Origin of the sequence: Streptomyces sp. NBC_01296 (genome assembly GCF_035984415.1) — a bacterium.
Classification (GTDB): Bacteria; Actinomycetota; Actinomycetes; order Streptomycetales; family Streptomycetaceae; genus Streptomyces.
Genome location: NZ_CP130720.1, coordinates 5968252 through 5991486, shown reverse-complemented (window position 1 = coordinate 5991486; position 23235 = coordinate 5968252). Strand labels below are relative to the sequence as shown.

Below are 23235 nucleotides of genomic sequence, written 5' to 3'. Positions count from 1 at the left end.
TCCCGTCGGCTGCCTGTCGGTCCGCTGTCGGTGCGTTGTCGGTGGCGGATGGTCCCATGGTGCCCATGACGCGAAACGACAAGAATCCCCTGAACGGCTCGAACGCCGTAGAGGTGCGGGGACTGGTCAAGCACTACGGCGAGACCAAAGCCCTGGACGGTGTCGACCTGGACGTCCGCGAGGGCACCGTCCTCGGGGTCCTCGGGCCCAACGGCGCCGGCAAGACCACCCTCGTACGCTGCCTCTCCACCCTGATCGTCCCGGACGCCGGGACCGCGACCGTCGCGGGCTACGACGTGGTCCGCCAGCCGCGGCAGCTGCGCCGCACCATAGGCCTGACCGGCCAGTACGCCTCGGTCGACGAGAAGCTCTCCGGCTGGGAGAACCTCTACATGATCGGCCGGCTGCTCGACCTGTCCCGCAAGGACGCCCGGTCGCGCGCCGACGAGCTGCTGGAGCGGTTCTCGCTCACCGACGCCGCCAAGAAGGCCGCGATGAACTACTCCGGCGGCATGCGGCGCCGGCTCGACCTGGCCGCCTCCATGATCGGCCGCCCGGCCGTGCTGTACCTGGACGAGCCGACCACCGGCCTGGACCCCCGCACCCGCAACGAGGTGTGGGACGAGGTGCAGCGGATGGTCGCCGAGGGGGCCACCGTCCTGCTGACCACCCAGTACATGGAGGAGGCCGAGCAGCTCGCGAGCGAGCTGACGGTCATCGACCGGGGCAAGGTCATCGCCAACGGCAAGGTCGACGAGCTGAAGGCCCGGGTCGGCGGCCGGACCCTGAAGATCCGCCCCGCCGCCGCGTCCGACCTTCCGGGCATGGCCCGTGCGCTGGCGGAGGCCGGGCTCGACGGTGTGGCCGGTTCGCAGGCCGTCCCGGACGAGGGCGTGCTGCTGGTCCCGATCCTGAGCGACGAGCAGCTGACCGCCGTGGTCGGCCTGCTGGCCGCCCGCGGGTACGCGATCGCCGACCTCGGCACGTACCTGCCCAGCCTGGACGAGGTGTTCCTGGCCATCACCGGCCAGCGGCCCACCTCCGTCGAGGACTCCGTTCCCACCGAGAAGACCGAGGAGGTCGCGGCATGAGCACCGTAACCACGACGAAGCCCAGTACCGCAGGGGCCTCCGCGGCCGCGCCGAAGGCCTCCGCGGCCCCGGCCGGCGAGGGCCGGATCGGCCTGCGCGCCAACCTGCGGCACATCGGCGCCCTGGTGCGCCGCAACGCCCTGCAGATCAAGCAGGACCCCGAGTCGATGTTCGACGTCCTGTTCATGCCGATCATCTTCACGCTGCTGTTCGTGTTCGTCTTCGGCGGCGCGATCTCCGGCAAGGGCCAGCAGGAGGCGTACGTCAACTACGTCGTCCCGGGCCTGATGGCCATGATGGGCATGAACATCGCCATGGGCGTCGGCACCGGCGTCAACGACGACTTCAAGAAGGGCGTGATGGACCGCTTCCGGTCCATGCCCATCGCCCGGTCGTCCGTCCTGATCGCCAAGATCGTCGTCGAGCTCGGCCGGATGATGGTCGCCATCGCGATCCTGCTCACCGTGGGCTTCATGCTCGGCCTGTCGATCAAGACCTCGGTGTTCGACCTGCTGCTGTCCATCGGCCTGTCGGCGGTCTTCGGCGCCTCGCTGATGTGGATCTTCATCCTGCTCGGCCTCACCATGAAGACCGCGCAGGCCGTCCAGGGCATGGCGATGCTGGTCCTGATGCCGCTGCAGTTCGGCAGCTCGATCTTCGCCCCGCCGTCGACGATGCCCGGCTGGCTGCAGACCTTCACGGACTACAACCCGCTGTCCAACCTGGCGGACGCGGCCCGCGGCCTGATCAACGGCGGTGCGGTCGCCCACCCGGTGACGGTGACCCTGATCTGGTCGGTGGCCATCACGGCGGTCACCATGCCGCTCGCAGTCCGCAAGTTCCGCCAGAAGACCTGATCCGGACGACCGGTCCGTTCCGGATCGCGTCCCGGACGGGCCCCGCACGGGGGGCCGGGTCAGATGAGGGCGGTGGCCTCCTCCAGGGTGAGGCCGCCGCCTTCGGCGTATGCGGATGCGTACCCGGCGTCCCCGAGCACAGCACGCGTCAGCTCCTCGGCCCGGGCGGCGTCCTCGCGCTCCATGCTGACCGGGAAGTGCTGGGGCGGCAGCAGGGCCCGGTACGCGCCGAGCAGCCGCGCCGCGTCGTACGCGTGCTGCGCGCCGCCGAGGCCGGCGTGGGACAGCGCCGCCGTCATCAGGTACACGGCGGGCATCTGCGGGGCGACCATCAGGGCGAGGGGGTCGTCGGCGGCCTCCATGGCCGGCCGCAGCAGGGCGAGGGCGTCCGCGTACTTGCCCTCCTGGTTCGCCAGCCAGGCCATCGTGCCGAGCAGGAACCCGTCGAAGACGGCGAACGCGCCGAACGCGAACTCCTCGCGCAGCACTTGGAGCTGGTGGTGGGCCTCGGGGATGCGGTCGGTGCGGCCGTAGACGCTCGCGAGGAACATCCGGGCGATCGGCATGACCTCGTTGCCGTAGCCGAGGGGGGTGCTGACGACCCCGGCGAGGATCTCCTCGGCCTCGGCGAGCGCGCCGCTCTCGACGAGGGTCCCGGCCATCCGCACGCGCAGGACCGTGACCTGCGAGGGGGCGCCGAGCCGCTCGGCGTGCTCGATCGCGGCGCGGAAATCGTCGGCGGCCGCCGCGTACTCGCCCCGCTTCTCGCGGGATTCGGCGCGGGCGGAGAGGGCCTCGGCGCAGCCCCAGTCGTCGCCCAGCGCCTCGAAGAGGGCGTGGCTCTCGTCGGCGTCGCGGGCCGCGTCGCCGGACCAGGCGGCCCGGTTGGCCAGTACGTTGGCCCGCACCTGGAGGGCGCCGGCCAGCTCCCAGCGGTGGTCCAGCTCGCGGGCGGTGTCGACGGTGGCGTCGAGGACCTCCCGGAGCAGGCCGGACTCCCCGGCGATCATCACGGCGTAGATCCACAGGCCGGCAGGGAAGCGGCAGGTCTGCGGCAGGCCGGGCCGGTAGGCGGCGAGGACCCCCTCGACCCGGTCCCGGATCTCCGGCGAGGTCCAGCTCATGCTGGTCTGGTCGCGGGAGGCGAGCTGGATCAGCCGGATGCCGCGCCAGGCCTCGGTGAGCAGCTCCCCGGTGTACGGCGGGGGCGTGTCCACGAGTCGTGCGTACACCGGCTCGGCGGGGGTGACGGGCTGGGCGAAGGGGTCGGGGCCGAGCGCGCCGGCGGCATCGGACCAGTGCCGGGATTCGGCGCGCAGTTCGTGCATCTGCCAGTACCAGGTGAGGGAGTGGACCAGGCAGAGCACCTCGTCGGTCTCGCGGGCGGCGATGGCGCGGCGCAGGGCGGTCCGGAGGTTCTCGTACTCGGCGGCGAAGCGGCCGGTGGCCTCGCGCTGGCGGCGGCCGCGCAGCAACGGCTCGGTGGTGCGGGCGAGTTCGCGGTAGTACGTGAGGTGGCGGCGCTCGGTATCGGCGCGGTCCCCGGCGGCCTCGGCCAGCCGCTCGGCGGCGTACTCGGCGACGGTCTCGAGGAGCCGGTAGCGCATGCCGTCGCCCTGGCCGGGGGCGGCGACGACGAGGGACTTGTCGACGAGGGAGCCGAGGACGTCGAGGGTGTCGAGGGTGTCGGGGCCGGCGCACACGGCTTCGGCGGCGGCCACGTCGCAGCCGCCGGCGAAGACGGACAGGCGGCGCAGGACGGCGCGCTCGGGCTCGTCGAGCAGCTCCCAGGACCAGTCGACGACGGCGCGCAGGGTCTGCTGGCGGGGCAGGACGGTACGGGCTCCCCCGGTCAGGAGCCGGAACCGGTCGTCGAGGCGGTCGGCGATCTGGCGCGGGGTGAGCAGCCGCAGCCGGGCCGCGGCCAGCTCGATCGCGAGCGGCAGCCCGTCGAGGCGGCGGCAGATCTCGGCGGCGGCGGCCGGGTCGTCCTCGACGCTGAACCCGGGCCGGGCGGCGGCCCCGCGGTCTCCCAGGAGCCGCAGCGCGACGGGGTCGGGCAGCGGCTCCACCGGCCGCAGCAACTCCCCCGGCACGCCGAGGGGTTCGCGGCTGGTGGCCAGGATCCGGACGCTGGGGCAGCGCGCGAGGAGTTCCTCGGCCAGCTCGGCGGCGGCGCCGACGACGTGCTCGCAGTTGTCCAGGATCAGCAGCATCCGCCGCCGCGCGCAGTGCTCCGCGAGCCGGTCCAGGGGCTGGTCCCCGGCCCGGTCGGTCAGCGCCCGCAGCTCCTCGGCGGCGGCGCCGCGCAGCTTGGTCTCCCGCGCGCCGAGCGCGGTGAGCGCCGCCTCGGCGACGTCCTCGGGATCGTCCACGGGGGCCAGCTCCACCAACCACACGCCGTCGGGCCAGGCCACGGCGGCGCGCTCGGCGGCCTCCTGGGACAGCCGCGTCTTCCCGGCCCCGCCGGGCCCGAGCAGGGTGACGAGCCGAGCCCGCGCCAGGTCCTCCCGGATGACCCGGATGTCCCCTTCCCGCCCCACGAAACTGGTCAGCCGCACCCGCAAGTTCCCCTGTCCGGGCGGTACGGGGCCGCCGGCCGGCTCGGCGCCCGGCCCCTGGCCCGGCTCCGCCGCGGGGGCGGTCCCGGTGGTGCTCCGCCCCGGGCCCGGGGGCTGCGCCGCGGCGGCCGGGGCAGGGGTCAGGAGTTGGGTGTGCAGGGTCCGCAGGGCCGGGCCCGGGTCCGTGCCCAGGCGGGCGGCGAGGGTGCGGCGGACGGTGTCGTAGGCGGCCAGTGCCTCCGCCGGGCGGCCCGCGTCCTGCAGCGCGCGGATCCGCAGGACCTGGAGCGGCTCGTCCAGCGGGCGCTGCTCGCACAGGGCGGTCAGCTCCGGGAGGGCGCGCTCGGCCTCGCCCAGGGCCAGGGCCGCCGCGAGCCGGCCCCGGCGCGCGTCCAGGCGTACGGCCTCCCACCGGGCGGACTCGGCCGCCGGGTCCGGGAGATCCGCCAGCGCCGGGCCGCGCCACAGCGCCAGGGCCTCGTCGTACAGGGCGGCCGCCTCGGCCGGGTCCTGCGCCGCGGCTCCGGCCCGTGCGAGCCGCTCGAAGCGGTACAGGTCGACGTCCTCGCGCGCCGCGACCAGCAGGTACCCGCCGTCCGCCGAGCGCACCGCCCCGTGTCCCAGCGCCCTTCGCAGCCGGGCCACCAGCGCCTGCAGCGCGGCCGGCGCATCCGCCGGCCGGTCCGCGTCCCACACCTCGGCCACGAGCAGGTGCACCGGCACCGCCCGCCCCGGGCGCAGCGCGAGCGCCGTCAGCAGCGCCCGCAGGCGCGCTCCGCCGACGGCGACGGGGGTCCCGTCGTCGCGGATGGCCTGGGCAGTGCCGAGAATCGCGTAGCGCACCGCCCCATTGTCACCGGCCCGCGCCCCGGCCCCGTACTCCTTTTGGCCTCTTGCGCGGGGTAGGTTTCGCCGCATGGGTCATCAGGGCAGCCGCAACGAGCGGCAGATCAGTTCCGTATTCCTCGGCATCTTCGCCGTCATGGCGGTCACCGGTTGGGCCGTGTGGACGGGGTACTCGACGAGCACCGGGCTCGCCGTGTTCCTCTTCGTCACCTCGGCGTGGATCGTCTCGCTCTGCCTGCACGAGTACGCGCACGCCCGCACGGCCCTGCACAGCGGCGACCTCACCGTCGGGGCCAAGGGCTACCTGACGCTGAATCCGCTGAAGTACACGCACGCGCTGCTCAGCATCATCCTGCCGGTGATCTTCGTGATCATGGGCGGGCTGGGCCTGCCCGGCGGCGCCGTGTACATCGAGCACGACCGGATCCAGGGCCGCTGGAAGCACAGCCTGATCTCGGCGGCGGGCCCGCTGACCAACGTGGCCTTCGCGATCGTCTGCACCGCGCCGTTCTGGCTGAACGCCCTCGACGGGGTCCCGATGGCGTTCCGCTTCGCGCTCGCCTTCCTCGCGCTGCTCCAGGTCTCGGCGGCGATCCTGAACTTCCTGCCGGTGCCGGGCCTGGACGGCTACGGGATCATCGAGCCCTGGCTCTCGTACCGGATCCGCCGCGAGGTGGCGCCGCTGGCGCCGTTCGGGCTGATCGCCGTCTTCGCGCTGCTGTGGATCCCGGAGATCAACGGGTACTTCTTCGACGTGGTGCGCAATCTGCTGTCCACGCTGGGCGTGTCCGACCTGGAGACCTACTGCGGCCGCGACCTCTACCGCTTCTGGCAGGACACGAACGGCTTCTGCACGGTCCCGCAGTCCTAGAACCGCGCCTGCCTAGCCGACGGAGCGCGCTGCCTTCTCGGCCTTCGCCTTGCGCAGGTAGTACCAGGCCATGTTGGACGTGAGCCCGGCCAGCAGCACCCAGACGATCCCCAGGAAGCTGCCCTCCACGAAGGCGACCACGGCCGCGGCCACGGACAGGACGCAGACGACGATGGCGAACAGGGCAAGGCGGGGCATGGGGAACAGCTCCTCGGCGACACGGGGTGGGGTCGAGCCCCTCCAGTGTCCCCCATGCCCTGCAGTGCTCCCGTAAAGCCCCGCGCACTCCGCTTCCGACCCTTTTTCCTCGTTTCCCGATCTCCCGCGCACCACGCCGCTACGGTTCGCCGGGGGCGCGCCGCGAATCTCGCGCGACAAGCACGACGGAACGACAGTCCGGCCTGCTCGGTCCGATGCGGACGCTGCCGGGCGACTGGGGGGATGGACATGCAGGAGATCTCCAAGGGTGCGAACGTCAGCCTGACCGCCCTCAGCGAGGACGCCGGGGCCGTGGTCGTCAGCCTGAGCTGGAGCAGCGCGTCGGGGGCGGGCGACGCCGACGTCTCGGTGCTCCTCGTCGACGGGGACGGCAAGGTCCGCAGCGAGAACGACTTCTACTTCTACAACAACCCCGCCGCCGCCGACGGAAGCGTGCAGCTGCTGGGGAAGGCGCCGACCGGGAGTGGTGACGAGGACCGGATCAGTGTGGATCTCACCGCCGTCCCCGAGGGGGTCGCCCGGATCGTGGTGGCGGCCAGTCAGTACGGCGGTGCGCGCTTCGGCGACCTGGACGACCTGCGGATGACGGTCGCGGACCGGGCCGGCGAACCGCTCGTCGGGTTCTCGATCCACGACGCGGGCGTGGAGACCGCGTTCATCTTCGGTGAGCTGTACCGGCGCGGCGAGGAGTGGAAGTTCCGCGCGGTCGGGCAGGGCTACGAGACCGGACTGGCCGGTCTGGCCACGGACTTCGGCATCTCCGTCCTCGAGGAGAGCGAGGTCGGCGGGGAGGGCGGCGGGGTCGCCGCCGATGCCGAACCCGCGGCCCAGGGCGCGCCCGCGGCGGAGGCCGAGCCGGGGCCGCCCGCAGGCCCGGCCGCGGTCCCGCCTGCGGTCCCGGCCGCGGTCCCGGCCGGGCCTGTCGCGCCGGAGGCCGGGGGCAGCGCCGCCGTGCCCGCCCAGGCACGCGGCCGGGGTCCCCGTACGACCAGGAAGAAGGTCACCCTGCCCAAGGTGGCCGGGAACTCGCTCGCCGAGAACGACTCCTGGCGCCCGGCCCGGCTGTTCCCCGTCCCGACGGTGAAGAGCGACAAGGAGCGCGAGGTGCGCGCCACCTCCGTGCTGCTGTCCGTCATGGCGCAGGTGCCGGAGTTCGGCCGCCGCCTCACGGCGGCGTTCGGCGCCCCCGCCGGACGGATGCAGACCTTCACCGAGGTGTCCCTCCCCCACGGCGAGACCCCGCGGCGCCCGGACGGGGTGATCCGGGTCGAGCGCGCCGGAAAGCTCTGGACGGCGCTGGTGGAGACGAAGACGAACGGCAACCCGCTCAAGGCCGAGCAGGTCCAGCAGTACATGGACATCGCCGCCCGCCGCGGCTACGAGGCCGTGATCACGCTCTCCAACGACGTCGCCCTCGAGGGCACCGCCATGGTGGACGTCAAGATCGACGGGCGCCGCAAGCACAAGGTCAGCCTCTGGCACCTGTCCTGGGCCGAAGTGGCCCACCAGGCCCAGATGCTGATCCGCCACGAGGGCGTGGGCAACGCCGCGCACGCCTGGCTGCTGCAGGAGCTGCTGGAGTACCTCCGGCACGAGCAGTCGGGCTGCCACGGATTCCAGAACATGGGGGCCGCCTGGGTGCCCGTACGCAAGGGGATCGAGGACGAAACCCTCGCCCTCGACGATGCGCGCGCCGTCGAGGTGGTCGAGAGCTGGGAGCGGCTGATCCGCCAGGTCTGCCTGCGCCTGGGCGGGGAGCTCGGCCAGAAGGCGCTCCCGGTGCAGCGGGTCCGGCGCGGCAGCGATCCGCAGGCGCGCCGCTCCGCCGCGGCGCAGAAGCTGTGCCGGGACGGACGGCTCTGCGCGGAGCTGCGCATCGACGGGACGAGCAGCGTCATCGCGGTGACCGCCGATCTGCGGACGGGGAAGGTCCGCACCACGGTCGACGTACCGGCGCCGGAGGGCTCGTATCCGCTGACCACGGTCAAGCGGCTGGTCCGGCTGCTGGCCGAGGCGCCGGCGGACCTGCACGTGGAGACCCTCGTCGAGGGCGGGAACGGGCCGCGCGGCACCCTGGAGCGGCTGCGCCCCGAGCCGGGCGACCTGCTGCCCAAGGGCGGCGCGCCGCTCAGCGGGTTCCGGCTGTCGCTGATCAAGGGCATGGGCAACACCCGCGGCAACACCGAGTCCGGGTTCATCCGCAGCGTCGACGAGGCCGTGGACCGCTTCTACCAGGGGGTGGTGGCGCACCTGGGCCCCGTCGAGGCGCGCGCCGGCAGCCGCCGGGGCTGACGGGGTCCGTACCCGGCGGCCGCTGCGAAGGCGGCCGCCGGGTACGGGTCGCCCGGTACGGGGTCGCCGGGTCCGGGGTCGCCCGGTACGGGGTCGCCGGGTCCGGGGCCGGCGGCTCAGACGTCCGTGACGCGCAGGCCCGTGTGGGCCTTGTAGCGGCGGTTCGCGGAGATCAGGTTGGCGACCAGGGACTCCACCTGGTGGGCGTTGCGCAGGCGGCCTGCGAAGACCCCGCGCATGCCCGGGATACGGCCGGCCAGCGCCTGCACGATGTCCGTGTCGGCGCGGGATTCGCCGAGGACCATCACGTCGGTGTCGATCTCCTCGACGGACTCGTCCTGGAGCAGGACCGCCGAGAGGTGGTGGAAGGCCGCCGTCACCCGGGAGTCGGGGAGCAGCGCCGCGGCCTGCTGGGCCGCACTGCCCTCTTCGACGGGGAGGGCGTACGCGCCCTGCTTGTCGAAGCCCAGCGGGTTGACGCAGTCCACCACGAGCTTGCCCGCGAGGTCCTCGCGGAGGGCTTCGAGGGTCTTGGCGTGTCCCTCCCACGGCACCGCGATGATCACGATGTCGCTGCGGCGCGCGCACTCGGCGTTGTCCGCGCCCTCCACGCCGAGGCCCAGTTCGTCGGCGGCGCTCTGCGCGCGGTCGGCGGCGCGGGAGCCGATGATCACCTTCTGGCCGGCCCGGGCGAGCCGGTAGGCCAGGCCCCGGCCCTGGTCGCCGGTGCCGCCGAGGACGCCGACGACGAGGCCGGAGACGTCCGGCAGGTCCCACGGGTCCTTGGCCGGTGCCTTGGCCGGCGCCGTCGCGGGGGAAGTCTGGTTGCTGTCTGTGGAGGTCATGGGGGCGAGGGTAATGCCGGGATCCGCAGAGTCGAACGGGAACGGGGCTGCGTCCGGCCGGGCGAAGCGGGACGAAGCGCTCCCGTACGCCCCTTCCGTGCGGCAGGATGCCGATATGGACGCCGTGAGGGTCGCGCTGCTGCGCGAGGTGCTCGCCGGTACGCAGTGGCCCGGTGCCGCGCGCCGCTTCGCCGGATCGCTGCGGCGCTCCCTCGCACCGGCCGGCGGGAATCTGCTGCTGGTGGGGACCGAGCAGTACGAGCCCTGGCACCTGGCGGCGCACCTGGTGGACGAGGCCGCCTGGTCCGGGCTGCCGGAGCTGGCGCCCACGCTCGTACGCCACCGCGTGCTGCCCGGGGAGCCGGCGCACCTGTCGGTGGGGCTGGGCCGGCTGGAGGCGGCCCGGCGCGGGCACACCCTGCTGGTGGTGGCGCCGGAGGAGCCCGGGGCGGGGCTGCTGGAGCGGGTGCACGACGCCCGCCGCGCGGGGGCGACCGTACTGTCCCTGGACGGTGGGGATGCGGATCTCGCCGCGCTCGCGCACGACGCCCTGTCCGTACGGGAAGGGGCCGGCGAGCTGGACCTGGACACCGTGCAGCACCTGGTCAGCGCGGCGGCCGGGGAGAACAGCCTGCCGGTGCGGCGCGGGCCGCGGCGGCTGCGGGACCGGCTGGCGCGGCTGGCCGACCAGCTGACCGCGCCGCCGCCCAGCCGCTGGTAGGCCTCGGAGCCCCCGGTCCTACGGGGCGGCCGTGCCCTCGTCCTCGTCGCGGGACTTGTCGTTCCACTTGGGGTCGGTCTGCCATTCGAGGTTGCGCTCCTGCGCGGTCTCCATGGCGTGGGCCGCCTCCGCCGGCGTCGCGTACGGGCCGAAACGGTCCTTCGCCGGGCACTCCGGGCCTTCCTCGACCTTGTGGTGGACCAGGCAGTAGTACCACTCGCCGGGTTTGCCCACCTGACGCTTCTTGAACAGGGCCATCGTCCTCGGGCTCCTTTCGATACCTCTCGATACCGCTCTCTGCCGCCATGCTGCCCCATCCCCGCTGGATACACTCGCTTGCATGTCTGGCCAGTCGCTGCTCGTACCAGGCGAGCTCTCTCCCGCCCGTTCCGTTCCCGGAAACATCCGCCGGCCCGAGTACGTGGGCAAGCCCGCGCCCACTCCGTACACCGGACCGGAGGTGCAGTCCGCCGCGACCATCGAGGCCATGCGCATCGCCGGCCGGATCGCCGCCCAGGCGATGGAAGAGGCCGCCAAGCTGATCGCACCGGGGGTGACCACCGACGAGCTGGACCGGGTCGCGCACGAGTACATGTGCGACCACGGCGCCTACCCGTCGACGCTGGGCTACCGGGCCTTCCCGAAGTCCCTGTGCTCCTCGGTCAACGAGGTCATCTGCCACGGCATCCCCGACTCCACCGTCCTGCGCGACGGCGACATCGTGAACCTCGACGTCACCGCGTTCATCGGCGGCGTGCACGGCGACAACAACGCCACGTACCTGTGCGGTGAGGTGGACGAGGAGTCGCGGCTGCTGGTGGAGCGCACCCGCGAGGCCCTGAACCGGGCGATCAAGGCCGTGAAGCCGGGCCGCCAGATCAACGTGATCGGCCGGGTCATCGAGTCGTACGCGAAGCGCTTCGGCTACGGCGTGGTCCGGGACTTCACCGGGCACGGCATCAACTCGTCCTTCCACTCCGGCCTGATCATCCCGCACTACGACAGCCCGCACGCCACGACGGTCATCGAGCCCGGGATGACCTTCACGATCGAGCCGATGCTGACCCTGGGCACGCACGAGTACGACATGTGGGCCGACGGCTGGACCGTCGTGACGAAGGACCGCAAGCGCACCGCGCAGTTCGAGCACACACTGGTGGTGACGGACACGGGAGCCGAGATCCTCACCCTGCCGTAAGGCCGTAAGAGCTGCAAAAGCCGCAGACCCGTAGGAGAATCTTTGCCGGAGGTGTTTTACCGACAAGACGTCGGGAAGACATTGACTTAGGTAAGCCTAAGCACGAGGATCGGGCGTGGCGGACGTGCCGTCACGCCCGGCGGGCCCGCCCGCCTCCTCGTCCCGTCTCCGGAGGATTGTCTTGGACGCCTTCTCTACGGTCATCCGTGTCGCGTCGCACGAGCAGCACACCGAGGCAGAGACCTCGACCTTCATGAGCGACCTGCTGGGCGGCCGGCTCGGGGTGGACGCGTACACGCGCTACACCGAGCAGCTGTGGTTCGTGTACCGGGCCCTGGAGGACGCGGCCGAGTCCCTGAAGGACGACCCGGTGGCCGGACCGTTCATACAGCCCGAGCTGATGCGCGTCGCCGAGATCGAGCGCGACCTGGCGCACCTGCGCGGGCCGTCCTGGCGCGAGACGCTGATCGCGCTGCCCGCGACCGAGGCCTACGCGGCCCGCGTGGCGCAGTGCGCGGCCGGCTGGCCGGGCGGGTACGTCGCCCACCACTACACCCGCTACCTGGGCGACCTCTCCGGCGGCCAGATCATCCGCGACAAGGCGGAGCGGACGTGGGGCTTCACGCGCAAGGGCGACGGCGTCCGGTTCTACGTGTTCGCGGACATCGCCAACCCCGCGGCCTTCAAGCGGACCTACCGCGAGCTGCTCGACGCGATCGCCGCGGACGACCTGGAGAAGCAGCGCATCATCGACGAGTGCAAGCGCGCCTTCGACTTCAACGGCGCGGTCTTCCGCGAGCTGGGCCGGGAGTTCCCCCTGAGCGCCTGACGCCTGGGACGGACGACACCCCCGCCGCCGAGCGGGCGGCGGGGGTGTCGCGCTGCGCGCGCCGTCAGTCGCCCTGGATCAGCCAGACGGCCAGCCCGATGCCGATGAGCACGACCTCGACGCCTTTGGCGTAGACGAGCGCGAGCACGGCACCGATGCCGCCCGCCACGATGCGGTTCGTCCGCTGCGCCGGGGTCTGGGGCGGCCGCCAGGTGAGGGCCGCCAGGCCCAGCGGGATCAGGTACGGGAGCGAGAGCCAGAGCGGGGAGCGCGGCAGGTCGGAGGCCGCGTAGCTCAGGCCGCCCGCCACCAGCGTCAACGCGGTGAAGAGCACGGGGACCAGCAGCCACTGCCGCGTCTCGTCGGGGTGCGGGTGCGGCGGCGGGCCCGGCTGCGGGTGCCGGCCGGCACTCGGTGTCGTGTTCATGCCCCCATGAAACCGCAGCACGGGGCCCCGCTCCCAGGGCGTACGTACTCAATCAAGGCTGCGCACCTACTCAGTCCCGGTGCGCGCCTCGGGCAGCTTCGCGAAGCGGACGCGGCCGCCGATCTCGACGGTGCCGTCCGGGCCGGGCGCGGTGAGGATCTGGGAGCCCGCGCCCTGGGTGATGTTCAGGGCGCGGTTCAGCTCGGCGGTCAGCAGTATCGCGGCCGATCCGGTGGCCTCGTCCTCGGCGATGACCCCGTCGGGGCGGCGCGGGAAGCCGCGGGCCCGGATGCGGCCAGCGGTCTCGTCCTCCCAGGCCCAGGCGTACAGCCAGCCCTCGCCGGGCGGCGGCGCGGGCAGCGCGTCGACCTCGGCGGGGCTCGCGTACTGCTCGGTGCGCTTGCCCTCGACCCACTCGGGGAGGGCTGTGATCCAGGTGAACTCCCCGTCGTCACGGGCCCATACGGAGCCGGCCGGCGGCTGGAGCTCCTCGATGTCGAGCAGCCACGCGACCCCGACCAGCGGATGGCCGGCGAAGGACATCCGCGTCCCGGGTGTACGGATGTCGACGACCCCGCGCTCGGGGTCGTCGACGAACACCGTCTCGCTGTAGCCGAGTTCGGCGGCCAGCGCCTGGCGCGACGCGTCGTCGGGGCAGGTCCGGCCGTCACGTACGACGCCCAGCAGGTTGCCGTGCCTGCCGTCGCCCGCGCAGAAGACCTTGAGTACGTCGAGATCGTTCACGCGGGAATTGAAACACGGTTCAGATCCGGACGGCGCGCCGCCTGCGTGCGAGGAAGACCGCGCCGGCACCGGCCGCGACGACCGCACCCGAGGTGGCGAGCAGGGTTCCGGCCGGGACTTCGGCGCCGGTGCTGGCGAGGTTCCCGCCGACGCTGCCGCCGCCGCCCACGGTTCCGCCCGTGCCGGCGGTCCCGCCGGTGGTGGCCGTCGTGGGGGCGCTGGTGGGCGCGGTGGTGGGGACGACGACGTCCTTGTCCACGGACACGGACAGGGTGACGGCGTCGGTCGGCTTGCCCTCGGCGTAGTCCGGGCTCGGGGCGCCGATGGCGGCCGCGCCCTCCGCGGTGAAGGCGGCCGGGACGGCGTTCAGGGTGAGCAGGCCGCCCGAGGTCCGGTACTCGGCCTTCGACAGGTCGAGCGTGGCGAAGGGGACGTCCGCCTTGGTGGCGGTGGGCGTCTTGACGTCCAGGACGAGCGTGCCCTTCTTGCCCTCGGCGTTGACGCGCAGGTTCCCGAAGGTCATGTCGATGCCGTGGTCGGCCCGCTGGAAGCGCAGGTTGCCCGCGAAGGAGGCGGTCAGCTTCTGCTTCTTGACGTCGAGCTCGCCCTTGCCGAGGGGGAAGGCGAAGGTGTCGCCGCTCGCGACGGCTCCGCCCGCCGGGGTGACCGAGCCGCCGCCCTTCACCACGTACGAGCGGAAGGAGTCCTTCACGCCCCAGGTCAGCCGGCCGCCGAGGAGCTGCTGCGGGCCGTCGGCCGCCGGGGAGCTCGCGCCCTGCGAGGGGGCCTGGGAGTTCGACGGGGTCGACGGGGTCGGGGACGGGCCGGTGGAGGCCGACGCCGACGTCGTCACGGACGCGGAGGGGGAGGGGGACGGCTGCGCGAACTGCAGGGCGGCCGTGAGCGGGTCGCCGGCCAGGCCGACGTACTTGTCCGAACCCAGCTGCTCCGCCGCCTCCTTGGTGAGGGTGGTGCCCAGCTTCTCCATCGCCGGCCCGCCGAAGGCCACGTCCGCCATCGGGACGCCGGGGGTGAGGGTGCCGTTCTTGGTGACGTCGGCGGTCAGCTTCTTCGTCCCCGTGTCGAAGCGGAGGTTGGCGAGGGTCACCTTGAAGCCGTGGGCGGGGGCGTCGAACGTGACGCTGCCCTTGAAGGCGGCCGTCACGACGTGTCCGCCGTCCTTGTCGTACCGGCCGGTCGCCGAACCGAAGCGGAAGGTGCCGTCCGCGTTCAGCGTGGCCCCCTCCGCCGGGGTGATCGTGCCCTTGGCGATGGTGAGGACGTACGAGCGGTAGCTCGCCAGGACGCCCCAGTCGAGGGTGCCGTTCACGATCGGTATCGGCGCGGCGGCGACGGCCGCGGAGGCCTGCCCGCCGCCCGCCGCCGTGGCGGGCAGGACGAAGGCGGTGGCGCCGAGTGCGGCGGCGGTGGCGACGGCGGCCGCGAGGGCGAGCGGACGGCGGTGGGACGAGGGCATGGCGGGGGCCTCCTGAAAGGCGACGGGGGGTGGCTGACGGGGGTGAGGTGCGAGGGGGTGTCTTGTCGATCGGGCCGGATCAGGGAGCGGCACGGCGGTTGCGGCGCAGCACGAGGGAGGCCGCGCCGCCGGCCAGGACCAGGACGGCCACCCCGAGGGCGGCGTACAGCCCGGTGTTCGAGGACTCCGCCTCCTTCGCGGCAGGAGCGGCGGACGCGCCGGGGGCCGCAGGCGCGGCGGGCGGGGCCGTGGAGCCCAGGTCCGGCAGGGCCGGCAGCTTGGCCGTGGCGTCGAGCGCGACGGCGAGCGAGACGGGGTCCATCTCGGTGCCCGCCCGGTACAGGGAGTTGAAGGCCTGCGAGCCGCCCTCGGTGAGGGTGGCCGGGGCTTCGGCGAGGGTGGCGAGCGCGCCCTCGGTCTTCAGCCCCTTGGCGTCGAATTCGACGAGCGCGACGGCGTTCTTCGTCTCGCCGCCGGTGGTGACGTCGGCGGACAGGACGCCCTTGCCGTTCTCCACCTTGACGCCCAGCTTGCCGAGCTTCAGGTCCAGATGGGCGCCGGTGAAGTGGACCGTGCCGGCGAAGGCGGCGTCGAGCGTCCCCTTCAGGCCGTCGTACGCGCCCTTGCCCTGCGGGAAGCGGAACAGCGCGCCGCCGTCCTGGGCCCCCTCGGCGAGGGTCCACTTGCCCTGGCCGATGGAGCCGGTGACGTACTCGCGGAACGTGCGCCGGACACCCCAGTCGACGGCGGCGTCGGCGAACGCGCCCCGGGCGGCCTGCGGGTCCTGCGAGGGCCGGGCCGGGTTGCTCGGGGACGGCGAGGCCTCGGCGGCCGGGGCGGCCTTGACGTCGGCGGAGAGCGAGACGGGGTCGAGCTGCGCGCCCGCCGCGTAGTAGCCCGCGAAGGCCTGGGCGCCCTCGCCGGTGAGGGTGGCCGGGATGTTGGTCAGGGTGATGGGGCCGGCGCCGCCCTTCATGTCGACGCCACCGAGGCCGAGGGTGGCGAAGGGCACCTGGGTCCGGGTGGTGACCGCGCCGGTGTCCTTGGCCTTGCCGGAGATGTCCGCGTAGAGGGTGCCGCTGCCGCCGTTGATCTTGATGGTCGGGCGGCTGACCGTCAGGTCGAGCTCGTGCGAGCCGTCCGGCTTCTGGTGGCCCTGGAACCCGACGCCGCCGGTGAAGGCGGCCTCGAAGGCGCCGGTGTCCGGATCGTAGGAACCGGTGGCCGAGTGGAAGCGGAACAGGCTGCCGCCGACCGTGGCGGCACCGTTCTTCAGCTGGAAAGAGCCTTTCGCGACCGGGCCGGTGACATAACTCTGGAAGGACGATTTGATGCCCCAGTCGAGCCGGCCCCCCTGCACGGTGCCGCCGGCCGCACGGGCGGCGGTGGTCGGGAGCAGGGCGCCCAACAGGGCCGCCAGGGTCGCGAACAGGGCGACTGCGGATGCGCGGGCGGGTCGCGAGGGCATGAATGCCCCTTCCGGGTCTGGTTAATAAGGTTAGGCTAACCTAAGCTACCTCCCGTCAGAGGGGAACCCCTGACTCCCCGGAACCTCAGCCCGACCTCCAGCCGGACGATCAGGACGGTGCCTACGTGCCTACGCCCGCCGCGTCAACGCGCGCCCCCCGCCGCGCCCTTGCCCTTGCGCTCGCCTTCTCCGCGCTGACACTGGCCGCCCTGACGGGCTGCACAGGCACGTCCGCCACCGGACCCGGCGCCGCCGCCCGCCCGGCCGCCGCACCGGACCGGGTGGAGCCGCTCTCCCCGGCGCCGCTGCCGGCGCTCCCGGTGACCGTTCCCTCGGCGGACGGCCGCCAGGTGACGGTCGCCTCGGCGGAGCGGGTGGTCCCGCTGACGGGCAGCCTCAACGAGATCGTCCAGACGCTGGGCCTCGGCCCCCGGGTCGTCGCCCGCGACATCACCGCCACGTTCGAACAGGCCGCGCAGCTGCCGGTGGTGACCCGGGGCCACGACGTCTCGGCGGAGAGCGTGTTGTCGCTGCGCCCGACGCTGGTGCTGGCCGAGACCACCTCCGGCCCCGCCGAGGCGATCGGGCAGATCCGCGACGCGGGCATCCCGCTGCTGGTGGTGGCCCCCGCCAAGTCGCTGGAGGACGTGCCGAAGCGGATCGAGACGGTGGCCGGCGCGCTGGGCGTCAAGGACGCCGGGGCACGGCTGAACCAGCGCACCGCGGACCGGATCGCCGCGGCCCGCAAGGCCGTCCCCGCCGATGCGGCCACCGGGAAGAAGCCGCGGGTGGCGTTCCTGTACCTGCGCGGCACCGCGTCCGTGTACCTGATGGGCGGCTCCGACTCGGGCGCGGCCTCGCTGCTCGAAGCGGCCGGCGCCGTGGACACGGGCAAGGAGTCGGGGCTCGGCAAGGACTTCACGCCGATCACGAGCGAGGCGCTGGCGGCTGCCGCGCCGGACGCGATCCTGGTGATGTCCAAGGGGCTGGAGTCCGTGGGCGGTACGGACGGCCTGGTGAAGATCCCGGGCGTCGCGCAGACCCCGGCGGGGATGGACCGGCGGGTCGTCGCCGTCGACGACGGCGTGCTGTTGAACTACGGTCCGCGGACCGACCAGGTGTTGAGCTCGCTGATCTCCCAGCTGTACGGAAAGACCGCGTGACGTGACGGGACGGAACACGGGCGCGGCCGAGTCGCCGGGGGCCGGCCCCCGGACCCTCCCCCAGCCCCCGCCGGGCGGAGCTCCGGCGCCCCGGACGCCGGCGGAGCCGGATCCGCCCCGGGCGGGCAGGGCGCCCCGCCGGACCGGTGCCTGGTTGATCGCGGCGTTGGTCCTCGTGCTCGGCGGGCTGGCGTTGGTGTCCGCCGGGGTCGGGGCCTACGGGATTGCGGTCGGGGACGTGCTCGGCTCCGTGCAGCACCGGCTGGGGCTCGGCGGAGCCGCGCTCGACCGGGTCGGCGAGAGCGTGCTGTGGAACGTACGGCTCCCCCGGGTGGTCCTCGCGCTGCTCGTCGGCGCAAGCCTGGGCTGCGCGGGGGCCCTGATGCAGGGGGTGTTCGGCAATCCGCTCGCCGAGCCCGGCGTCATCGGGATCTCCGCGAGCGCGGCCGTCGGCGCGGTGGCCGCCATCGGGCTCGGGCTCAGCTTCTTCGGCAACTGGACCGTGACCGCCTGCGCGTTCGTCGCCGGGCTCGTCACCGTCGGCTCCGTCTACCTCCTGTCCCGCAACGGCGGCAAGACCGAGGTCGTCACGCTCATCCTCACGGGCATCGCCGTCAACGCCTTCGCCGGCGCCCTGATCGGCCTGTTCGTCTTCTTCGCGGACAGCGGCCAGGTCAACCAGATCACCTTCTGGCAGCTCGGCTCCCTCGCCCAGGCCACCTGGCCCAAGGTGCTCGCCGTCCTGCCGTGCGCCCTCGCCGGCCTGCTGATCGCCCCCTTCCACGCCCGCAAGCTGGACCTGCTCTCGCTCGGCGAGCGGCCCGCCCGCCATCTCGGCGTGGACGTGGAGCGGCTGCGCCTCGTGCTCATCCTCGTCGTCGCGCTGCTCACCGCGGCGGCGGTCGCCGTGGCCGGCGTCATCACCTTCGTCGGGCTGCTCGTCCCGCACCTGCTGCGCATGGCGAACGGCCCCGGCCACCGCTTCCTGGTCCCGGGCAGCGCGCTGGCCGGCGCCGTGGTCCTGCTCGGCGGCGATCTGGCCGCCCGGACCATCGCCCGGCCCGCCGAACTGCCGCTCGGTGTACTGACCGCGCTGATCGGCAGCCCGTTCTTCTTCTGGCTGCTGCGCCGGACCCGACGCAAGCAGGGGGGCTGGGCATGAGCATCCCGTTCCTGCGGCGCAGCAGGCGCAGTGTCCCCGCCCGGCCGTCCCCCGGCGCCGCCTTCGCCGAGGCCGTCGGCCTCCACGTCCGGCTCGGCGAGCGCGCGGTGCTGGCCGGGATCGACCTGACCGCGCGGGCCGGCGAGGTACTGGCCCTGGTCGGCCCGAACGGCGCCGGCAAGTCGACCCTGCTGGCCGCCCTCGCGGCCGATCTGCCCGCCGCCGAGGGCCTCGTACGGATCGACGGGCGCCCGGTGGGCGACTGGGCGGCCCCGGATCTGGCCCTGCGCCGGTCCGTGCTCCCCCAGTCCGCGGAGATGTCCTTCCCCTTCCCGGTGGGGGACGTCGTACGGATGGGCCGCGCCCCCTGGGCCGGCACCCCGCTCACCGGCTCCGACGAGGAGGCGGTGGCCGCCGCCATGGCCCGGGCGGAGGTGGCCGGCTTCGCCGCCCGCCCCTTCTCCGCGCTCTCCGGCGGCGAGCGGGCCCGGGTCGCGCTGGCCCGGGTGCTGGCCCAGCAGGCCCCGCTGCTGCTGCTCGACGAGCCGACCGCCGCCCTGGACCTGCGCCACCAGGAGCTGGTGCTGCGGATCTGCCGGGAGCGGGCCGCGGCCGGGGACGCGGTGGTGGTCGTCCTGCACGACCTGGGCCTGGCCGCCGCGTACGCCGACCGGGCCGCCGTTCTGCACGAGGGGCGGATCGCGGTGGACGGACCGCCGGCCGAGGTGTTCGGGGCCGAACTGCTGGGCCGGGTCTACCGGCAGGCCGTGGAGGTCCTCCCGCATCCGCGGACCGGGGTCCCGCTCGTGGTTCCCGTACGGGACGACGACCGTTCCGCCAGGGCGGCGGCCCTTCCGCCGTACGGAACGGCCACCTCGGCTTGACCTCCGCTTGACTGTTTCTTGGGTTGCTCCTGAAGGTGCCGTGACGACCCCGTGTCCGACGGTCGTACGTGTGGGCTGAATCACTGGACGCGCGGGCATGGGTCAGGTAAGCCTCGGTTAAGTTAGGTCCGCCTCACCGGCCGCCCTCTTGATCGGGGCGGCCGTCTGCCGAACGCCAGACAGCCAGGAGCCCGCATGCGTCCCGCCCGCCTCACCGTCCTCACCGCGGTCGCCGCCGTGGCCGCGCTCACCGCAGTCACCGGCTGCGCCGAGAAGAGCGGCGCCGGCGACGGGGCCGTCAAGGTCGCGGCCTCCGACAGCGCCTGCGAGGTCTCCAAGACGGAGTTCCCCGCAGGAAAGGTCACGCTCGAGGTCGAGAACAAGGGCTCCAAGGTCACCGAGGTCTACGTCCTCTTCCCGGACGACCGCATCGTCGCCGAGCGCGAGAACATCGGCCCCGGCACCAAGGCCTCCATCACCGCGGAGATCAAGGCCGGCGACTACGAGATCGCCTGCAAGCCCGGCATGAAGGGCGACGGCATCCGCCAGAAGATCAAGGCCACGGGCAACGGCGCCGCCGAGAAGCGCAGCCCCGAGCTGGACGCCGCGGTCGCCGAGTACCGCAAGTACGTGCAGGAGCAGGCCGACCAGACCCTCCCCAAGGCCCAGGCCTTCGCGGACGCGGTCAAGGCCGGCGACGTCGAGGGCGCCAAGAAGGCGTACGCCGCGTCCCGCCTCGGCTGGGAGCGCACCGAGCCGGTCGCCGAGTCCTTCGGCGACATCGACCCGAAGGTCGACGTCCGCGAGGACGGCCTGGAGGCCGGCCAGGACCCGGCGAAGGACTGGACCGGCTGGCACCGCCTGGAGAAGGCCCTGTGGGCCGACAACAAGATCGACGACGGCGAGAAGAAGCTCGCCGACCAGCTGATCACCGACCTCACCGACTGGCAGAAGAAGGTCGGCCAGGCGGAGATCACCCCCACTTCGATGGCGAACGGTGCCAAGGAGCTGCTGGACGAGGTCGCCAGCGGCAAGGTCACCGGTGAGGAAGAGCGCTACAGCCGCACCGACCTCGTCGACTTCAAGGCCAACGTCGAGGGCGCCCAGAAGGCGTACGAGCTGCTCAAGCCGGTCGCCGCGAAGAACGACCCGGCCCTGTCCGCGGAGCTGGACAAGCAGTTCGCCGCGATGAACACGCTCCTCGACAAGTACCGCGCCGACAAGAACACCTACGACTTCACCTCGTACGAGACCGTCGGCCAGGACCAGCGCAAGGAGCTCTCGGACGCGGTCAGCGCCCTCGGGGAGCCGCTGTCCAAGCTTGCCGCAGCCGTCGCCAAGTAACGCGGATCAGGGGTAACGGACATGTCTGACGACACCATCACCACCGGCGGGGCCGCCGAGGCCGCCGCCGCGGACGCCGCCGGTGAGGCAACCGGCGAAGCAACCGGCGGGCCCTCCCGCCGGTCCGTGCTCGGCTGGGGCGGTGCCGGGCTCGCGCTCGGCGCCGCCGCGGCGGGCGGTACGGTCGCCGCGCTCACCGACACCACCGACCCGGTTCCGGCTGCGCTCAGCGGCTCCGCCGTGCCGTTCCACGGCAAGCACCAGGCCGGTATCGCCTCCGCCGTCCAGGACCGGCTGCACTTCGCCGCGTTCGACGTGAAGACGAAGGACCGCGCGGAGCTCGTCCAGCTCCTCAAGGACTGGACGCGGGCGGCCGAGCGGATGACCGCCGGACTCCCCGTCGGCGAGGGCGCCGTCGGCGGCCTCCCCGAAGCCCCGCCGGACGACACCGGTGAGGCCCTCGGCCTCAAGCCGTCCCGGCTGACGCTGACCATCGGCTTCGGCGCCTCGCTCTTCGCCAAGGACCGGTTCGGCCTGGAGGGCATGCGCCCCGAGGCCCTGATCGACCTGGAGCAGTTCCCGGGCGACAACCTGGACCCGGCCAAGAGCGGCGGCGACCTCTGCGTGCAGGCCTGCGCGGACGACCCGCAGGTCGCGGTGCACGCGATCCGCCAGCTCGCCCGGATCGGCTTCGGCAAGACGGCGGTGCGCTGGTCGCAGCTCGGCTTCGGCAAGACCTCGTCCACCACCCCGGACGAGCAGACCCCGCGCAACATGATGGGCTTCAAGGACGGCACCCGGAACGTCTCGGGCACCGACACCGCCGCCCTCGACAAGCACGTATGGGTCTCCGACGAGGCCAAGGGCGCCTCGGCCTGGATGGCCGACGGCTCGTACCTGGTCGCCCGCCGGATCCGTATGCGCATCGAGACCTGGGACCGCACTCCGCTCCAGGAGCAGGAGGACATCTTCGGCCGCGACAAGGCCGAGGGTGCGCCGGTCGGCAAGTCCAAGGAGCGCGACGAGCCGTTCCTGAAGGCGATGAAGCCGCAGGCGCACGTCCGCCTCGCGCACCCGGAGAGCAACAGCGGTGCCACCATCCTGCGCCGCGGCTACTCGTTCACCGACGGTTCGGACGGACTGGGCCGGCTCGACGCGGGCCTGTTCTTCCTCGCGTACCAGCGGGACGTCCGCAAGGGCTTCGTCCCCATCCAGCGCAACCTGTCCAAGAACGACGCGCTCAACGAGTACATCCAGCACGTGAGCTCGGCGCTGTTCGCCGTCCCGTCGGGCGTCCGTGACAAGGACGACTGGTGGGGCCGGGCGCTGTTCGCGTAGTTCCGCGGCACGGAAAGGAACCGACGTGTTCAGCAATTATCTGATCGGCCTGCGCGAGGGGCTCGAGGCCAGCCTGGTCGTCTGCATCCTCATCGCGTACCTGGTGAAGACCGGGAACAAGGACAAGCTGGGGCCGCTGTGGCTCGGCGTCGGCCTCGCGGCCGCGCTCAGCCTGGCCTTCGGCGCGGGGCTCGAATTCGGCACCTCGGAGCTGACGTTCCAGGCGCAGGAGGCGATCGGCGGCAGTCTGTCGATCGTCTCGGTGGGCCTCGTGACGTGGATGGTCTTCTGGATGAAGCGCACCGCGCGGCACATGAAGACCGAGCTGCAGGGCAAGCTCGACGCGGCCCTCGCGATGGGCACGGGCGCCCTGGTCACCACGGCGTTCCTGGCCGTCGGCCGGGAGGGCCTGGAGACCTCGCTGTTCGTGTGGCGGTCGGTGCACGCGGCCGGTGACGGCGCGGGTCCGCTGGTGGGCGTGCTGCTCGGGATCGGCTCGTCGGTCCTGCTGGGCTGGCTGTTCTACCGCGGCGCGCTGAAGATCAACCTGTCCAAGTTCTTCACCTGGACCGGCGGGATGCTGGTCGTGGTCGCCGCGGGCGTGCTCGCGTACGGGGTCCACGACCTCCAGGAGGCCGAGTTCCTGCCCGGCCTCATGAACAAGGCCTTCGACGTCACCTCGGCGGTCCCGCCGGACAGCTGGTACGGGACGCTGCTGAAGGGCACGTTCAACTTCCAGCCGGACCCGACCTGGCTCCAGGTCGCGGTGTGGGCGGCGTACCTGGTCCCGACGCTGCTCCTGTTCCTCGGGGTGCTCGGCCGTAAGACGGCCGCGGCAGCCCCGGCGGAGCCCGTCTCCGCGCAGAGCGGGACCAGCGGCTCGTGAGGCATGCGGAAG

The 23235-nt window shown here is 73.1% G+C and carries 21 protein-coding genes; 13 read left to right on the top strand and 8 right to left on the bottom strand.

Translation table 11 applies throughout. The features are described from left to right. The first annotated feature begins 56 nt into the window (after window positions 1-56). Both OG299_RS27280 and OG299_RS27275 read left to right on the top strand, forming a co-directional pair. Entirely contained in the window at window positions 57-1091 is a 1035-nt protein-coding gene (locus tag OG299_RS27280) for an ATP-binding cassette domain-containing protein (RefSeq protein ID WP_266629773.1), read from the top strand. Next, a complete protein-coding gene (locus OG299_RS27275) occupies window positions 1088-1948 on the top strand; it encodes an ABC transporter permease (protein ID WP_266629771.1) in 861 nt (286 codons plus the stop codon). Before OG299_RS27280 ends, OG299_RS27275 begins: the two co-directional genes overlap by 4 nt. Window positions 1949-2007: 59 nt before the next feature. Here OG299_RS27275 and OG299_RS27270 read toward each other — a convergent pair whose 3' ends face one another. Further along, window positions 2008-5352 (bottom strand): AfsR/SARP family transcriptional regulator, encoded by a 3345-nt coding sequence (locus OG299_RS27270; protein ID WP_327362897.1) that lies wholly within the window; start codon window positions 5350-5352, stop codon window positions 2008-2010. Window positions 5353-5425: 73 nt separating this feature from the next. Here OG299_RS27270 and OG299_RS27265 point away from each other — a divergent pair, with 73 nt between their 5' ends. Next, the gene (locus OG299_RS27265) at window positions 5426-6226 is read left to right on the top strand and encodes a site-2 protease family protein (protein ID WP_327362896.1); all 801 of its coding nucleotides are present in this window, start codon (window positions 5426-5428) and stop codon (window positions 6224-6226) included. A 12-nt stretch (window positions 6227-6238) separates the two neighbouring features. Here the strand turns inward: OG299_RS27265 and OG299_RS27260 are convergent, their stop codons facing one another. Next, window positions 6239-6424, bottom strand: a complete 186-nt coding sequence (locus OG299_RS27260; protein WP_327362895.1) for a hypothetical protein — start codon at window positions 6422-6424, stop codon at window positions 6239-6241. A gap of 249 nt (window positions 6425-6673) precedes the next feature. On the opposite strand from OG299_RS27260, the gene OG299_RS27255 reads away from it, so the two are divergent. Further along, entirely contained in the window at window positions 6674-8737 is a 2064-nt protein-coding gene (locus OG299_RS27255) for a TerD family protein (protein ID WP_327364600.1), read from the top strand. Window positions 8738-8853: 116 nt separating this feature from the next. Here the strand turns inward: OG299_RS27255 and npdG are convergent, their stop codons facing one another. Beyond that, entirely contained in the window at window positions 8854-9582 is a 729-nt protein-coding gene (gene npdG / locus OG299_RS27250) for an NADPH-dependent F420 reductase (protein WP_266629761.1), read from the bottom strand. 115 nt (window positions 9583-9697) lie between these two features. Here npdG and OG299_RS27245 point away from each other — a divergent pair, with 115 nt between their 5' ends. Continuing rightward, complete coding sequence (locus OG299_RS27245; RefSeq protein ID WP_327362894.1) at window positions 9698-10303, top strand: hypothetical protein; 606 nt, start codon at window positions 9698-9700, stop codon at window positions 10301-10303. An 18-nt stretch (window positions 10304-10321) separates the two neighbouring features. Here the strand turns inward: OG299_RS27245 and OG299_RS27240 are convergent, their stop codons facing one another. Further along, window positions 10322-10561 (bottom strand): hypothetical protein, encoded by a 240-nt coding sequence (locus OG299_RS27240; protein WP_327362893.1) that lies wholly within the window; start codon window positions 10559-10561, stop codon window positions 10322-10324. An 82-nt stretch (window positions 10562-10643) separates the two neighbouring features. Here OG299_RS27240 and map point away from each other — a divergent pair, with 82 nt between their 5' ends. Together map and OG299_RS27230 are read left to right on the top strand one after the other, a co-directional pair. Next, entirely contained in the window at window positions 10644-11501 is an 858-nt protein-coding gene (gene map / locus OG299_RS27235) for a type I methionyl aminopeptidase (protein WP_266629755.1), read from the top strand. A gap of 181 nt (window positions 11502-11682) precedes the next feature. Then, window positions 11683-12330, top strand: a complete 648-nt coding sequence (locus tag OG299_RS27230) for a biliverdin-producing heme oxygenase (protein ID WP_266629753.1) — start codon at window positions 11683-11685, stop codon at window positions 12328-12330. 64 nt (window positions 12331-12394) lie between these two features. Here the strand turns inward: OG299_RS27230 and OG299_RS27225 are convergent, their stop codons facing one another. The 4 genes from OG299_RS27225 to OG299_RS27210 form a co-directional block, all read right to left on the bottom strand. After that, window positions 12395-12757: a hypothetical protein gene (locus tag OG299_RS27225; protein ID WP_327362892.1), complete on the bottom strand. Its 363-nt coding sequence runs from the start codon at window positions 12755-12757 to the stop codon at window positions 12395-12397. Between the two features lie 66 nt (window positions 12758-12823). After that, the gene (locus OG299_RS27220; RefSeq protein WP_266629749.1) at window positions 12824-13501 is read right to left on the bottom strand and encodes a PhzF family phenazine biosynthesis protein; all 678 of its coding nucleotides are present in this window, start codon (window positions 13499-13501) and stop codon (window positions 12824-12826) included. A gap of 19 nt (window positions 13502-13520) precedes the next feature. Then, a complete protein-coding gene (locus OG299_RS27215) occupies window positions 13521-14978 on the bottom strand; it encodes an HtaA domain-containing protein (protein ID WP_327362891.1) in 1458 nt (485 codons plus the stop codon). Window positions 14979-15057: 79 nt separating this feature from the next. Further along, window positions 15058-16446: an HtaA domain-containing protein gene (locus tag OG299_RS27210; RefSeq protein ID WP_327362890.1), complete on the bottom strand. Its 1389-nt coding sequence runs from the start codon at window positions 16444-16446 to the stop codon at window positions 15058-15060. A gap of 125 nt (window positions 16447-16571) precedes the next feature. On the opposite strand from OG299_RS27210, the gene OG299_RS27205 reads away from it, so the two are divergent. The 6 genes from OG299_RS27205 to efeU all read left to right on the top strand — a co-directional run bounded on the left by OG299_RS27205 (window position 16572) and on the right by efeU (window position 23223). Next, on the top strand, window positions 16572-17609 hold the full coding sequence (locus OG299_RS27205) for a heme/hemin ABC transporter substrate-binding protein (RefSeq protein ID WP_327362889.1): 1038 nt from the start codon (window positions 16572-16574) through the stop codon (window positions 17607-17609). A 1-nt stretch (window position 17610) separates the two neighbouring features. Continuing rightward, window positions 17611-18771: a FecCD family ABC transporter permease gene (locus OG299_RS27200; protein ID WP_327362888.1), complete on the top strand. Its 1161-nt coding sequence runs from the start codon at window positions 17611-17613 to the stop codon at window positions 18769-18771. Beyond that, the gene (locus OG299_RS27195; protein ID WP_327362887.1) at window positions 18768-19655 is read left to right on the top strand and encodes a heme ABC transporter ATP-binding protein; all 888 of its coding nucleotides are present in this window, start codon (window positions 18768-18770) and stop codon (window positions 19653-19655) included. The genes OG299_RS27200 and OG299_RS27195 overlap by 4 nt, the downstream gene beginning before the upstream one ends. 195 nt (window positions 19656-19850) lie before the next feature. Continuing rightward, window positions 19851-20999, top strand: coding sequence for an iron uptake system protein EfeO (gene efeO, locus OG299_RS27190; RefSeq protein ID WP_327362886.1), 1149 nt, complete (start codon window positions 19851-19853; stop codon window positions 20997-20999). Window positions 21000-21020: 21 nt separating this feature from the next. Next, on the top strand, window positions 21021-22337 hold the full coding sequence (gene efeB / locus OG299_RS27185) for an iron uptake transporter deferrochelatase/peroxidase subunit (RefSeq protein ID WP_327362885.1): 1317 nt from the start codon (window positions 21021-21023) through the stop codon (window positions 22335-22337). Window positions 22338-22362: 25 nt separating this feature from the next. Then, window positions 22363-23223 (top strand): iron uptake transporter permease EfeU, encoded by an 861-nt coding sequence (gene efeU / locus OG299_RS27180; protein ID WP_327362884.1) that lies wholly within the window; start codon window positions 22363-22365, stop codon window positions 23221-23223. Window positions 23224-23235: the final 12 nt, after the last annotated feature.

Bases quoted from the DNA above. Each gene is read 5' to 3' on its own strand.
- OG299_RS27280 (WP_266629773.1), top strand. From the start codon at position 57: ATGGTGCCCATGACGCGAAACGACAAGAATCCCCTGAACGGCTCGAAC.
- OG299_RS27275 (WP_266629771.1), top strand. From the start codon at position 1,088: ATGAGCACCGTAACCACGACGAAGCCCAGTACCGCAGGGGCCTCCGCG.
- OG299_RS27265 (WP_327362896.1), top strand. From the start codon at position 5,426: ATGGGTCATCAGGGCAGCCGCAACGAGCGGCAGATCAGTTCCGTATTC.
- OG299_RS27260 (WP_327362895.1), bottom strand. From the start codon at position 6,424: ATGCCCCGCCTTGCCCTGTTCGCCATCGTCGTCTGCGTCCTGTCCGTG.
- OG299_RS27255 (WP_327364600.1), top strand. From the start codon at position 6,674: ATGCAGGAGATCTCCAAGGGTGCGAACGTCAGCCTGACCGCCCTCAGC.
- npdG (WP_266629761.1), bottom strand. From the start codon at position 9,582: ATGACCTCCACAGACAGCAACCAGACTTCCCCCGCGACGGCGCCGGCC.
- OG299_RS27245 (WP_327362894.1), top strand. From the start codon at position 9,698: ATGGACGCCGTGAGGGTCGCGCTGCTGCGCGAGGTGCTCGCCGGTACG.
- OG299_RS27240 (WP_327362893.1), bottom strand. From the start codon at position 10,561: ATGGCCCTGTTCAAGAAGCGTCAGGTGGGCAAACCCGGCGAGTGGTAC.
- map (WP_266629755.1), top strand. From the start codon at position 10,644: ATGTCTGGCCAGTCGCTGCTCGTACCAGGCGAGCTCTCTCCCGCCCGT.
- OG299_RS27225 (WP_327362892.1), bottom strand. From the start codon at position 12,757: ATGAACACGACACCGAGTGCCGGCCGGCACCCGCAGCCGGGCCCGCCG.
- OG299_RS27215 (WP_327362891.1), bottom strand. From the start codon at position 14,978: ATGCCCTCGTCCCACCGCCGTCCGCTCGCCCTCGCGGCCGCCGTCGCC.
- OG299_RS27210 (WP_327362890.1), bottom strand. From the start codon at position 16,446: ATGCCCTCGCGACCCGCCCGCGCATCCGCAGTCGCCCTGTTCGCGACC.
- OG299_RS27195 (WP_327362887.1), top strand. From the start codon at position 18,768: ATGAGCATCCCGTTCCTGCGGCGCAGCAGGCGCAGTGTCCCCGCCCGG.
- efeO (WP_327362886.1), top strand. From the start codon at position 19,851: ATGCGTCCCGCCCGCCTCACCGTCCTCACCGCGGTCGCCGCCGTGGCC.
- efeB (WP_327362885.1), top strand. From the start codon at position 21,021: ATGTCTGACGACACCATCACCACCGGCGGGGCCGCCGAGGCCGCCGCC.